At 47.8% G+C, this 2021-nt stretch carries 2 protein-coding genes; both read left to right on the top strand.

Annotation, left to right across the window (positions count from 1 at the left end; all coding sequences use genetic code 11):
• Positions 1-247: 247 nt before the first annotated feature.
• Entirely contained in the window at positions 248-508 is a 261-nt protein-coding gene (gene acpP, locus HF312_14050) for an acyl carrier protein (protein ID MCU7521340.1), read from the top strand.
• The coding region (locus HF312_14045; protein ID MCU7521339.1) for a CoA-binding protein at positions 505-2021 on the top strand (1517 nt) is incomplete at its 3' end. The genes acpP and HF312_14045, both read left to right, overlap by 4 nt.

Here is a 2021-nt window from a genome sequence, read left to right as displayed (position 1 = left end):
GTCTCCTACACCCCTCTACTTGACAAATCACCCCGAATGAAATATATTATCTTCAACCACCCCCACTCGGGATGATTACTTTGTAACCCCCTCATTTTTTCTGAACTCAATAGTCTGGAGCTTTGTATGCCGGATAAGAGTTCGTTTCTGATGCTTATACATTTGCCGCCTTCGGGCAGACCGGACATAAACGCACTTTTCTACCATTACGAATCTAACCACAATGCCAATAGAGGAGATATGTACAATGGAAAGAAATGAAATCGAATTACGCGTGAAAAAGGTTATTGCCGATGTGCTGAAAATGAACCAGGATAATATCGCTCCCGACGCTAACTTCATATTCGACCTCGGCGCAGACTCCATGCAGAGCCTTATGCTCGTTGCCGGACTCGAAGAGGAATTCAATATTACAATGGATGAGGATAAGGCTCTTGAAGTCCAGACTGTCTCGGACGCTGTTACTTTTATCAGCTCCGTCCTCCATGAACAGGAGCACGCAAAGTGAACGGCAGGAAATCCCGGCAGGAGATTGAAAGGATCTTTTACCCAACATCTGTTGCCGTAGTGGGTACTAATAAAACTAAAGGCACCGTCCCGTGCGATATACTGGAAAATATACTTAAAGACGACTTCCAGGGCATCATATACCCCGTTAACCCTAAGGAACGATCCATATGCGGGCTCAGAGTCTATAAGTACGTTGTTGATATTGAGGACCCAGTCGACCTTGCCGTTATCGTTTACCCCAGCTCAGTTATCCATATGGCAGTTGAACAGTGCGGTCAGAAGGGGATTAAATCGATGGTCATTATTTCCGCGGGCTTCAGGGAAGTCGGGGCTGCCGGTATCGAAAGGGAGAACAGGGTTAAGGAAATTGCCCGTAAATACGGCATCTCTTTTATAGGCCCAAACTGCCTGGGTGTAATAAATACCGATCCCGCCGTAAAACTGAACGCGTCTTTTGCACGCAAAATGCCGGACGAGGGGAATATTGCCTTCATCTCCCAAAGCGGCGCCCTCTGTACTGCCGTGCTCGACTACGCGGTTGCCAAACATATAGGGTTTTCCAAGTTCATAAGCTTCGGCAATAAGGCCGACATAAATGAAATTGACCTCCTGAACTACCTTAAGGATGACCCTCTTACAAAAGTCATCCTCCTTTATTTAGAAGAGATAAGCGACGTTCAGGCGCTCATGGAAACTTCACGCACAATTATTGCTGAGACGGGTAAACCTATTCTGGTCCTAAAAGCCGGTCGCACTCCCGAAGGCGCTTCAGCTGCGGCATCACACACGGGCGCTCTTGCAGGAAGTGACGAGGTCTGCGAAGCCGCATTCCGCCAGGCTGGCATTATACGCTGCGACGACATAGAGCAGATGTTTAATTATGCCATTGCTTTTGCTTATCAGCCTCTCCCTAAAGGAAACCGTATAGCTATAATCACTAATGCCGGGGGACCAGGAGTCCTGACTACAGATATGGCAATAAGAACAGGACTTAAGCTTGCGGAGTTTTCTGAAGAGACAACGCGAATACTTAAATCAAATCTTCCCCCCGCGGCAAACATTAAAAACCCAGTTGACGTAATTGGCGATGCAAGGGCCGAGCGCTATAACGTTGCCTTAAATGCCGCCTTAAAAGATGAGAACGTGGACGGCGCTATGGTTATCCTTACCCCGCAGTCAATGACGGATATAAAAAATATAGCCCGAGAGGTCTCGGATATTGCTTCTCTGTCGGGTAAACCGGTCCTGACCTCATTTATGGGGGCTTCGGACGTTGCAGCCGGAATTGACATACTTCAGAAGAAAAGCATCCCCCACTACCAGCTTCCTGAAAACATGTGCCGCTCCTATGCATGCACTTACCGCTTCATGAGGCAGCTTGAAAAAAAGCACACTCCGGCGCCGCAGTTTACGGACGTCGATACGGAAAAGGCACGCTGCCTTTTAACGGAGGCTATAGAATCCGGGAAGCACTACTTAACCGAAGAGGAAACGCTGAATATACTTGAAGC

The organism is Ignavibacteria bacterium (assembly GCA_025612375.1).
Classification (GTDB): domain Bacteria; phylum Bacteroidota; class Ignavibacteria; order Ignavibacteriales; family SURF-24; genus JAAXKN01.
The sequence above is the reverse complement of the archived record's forward strand: the minus strand, read 5'-3'. Positions and strand labels throughout refer to the sequence as shown.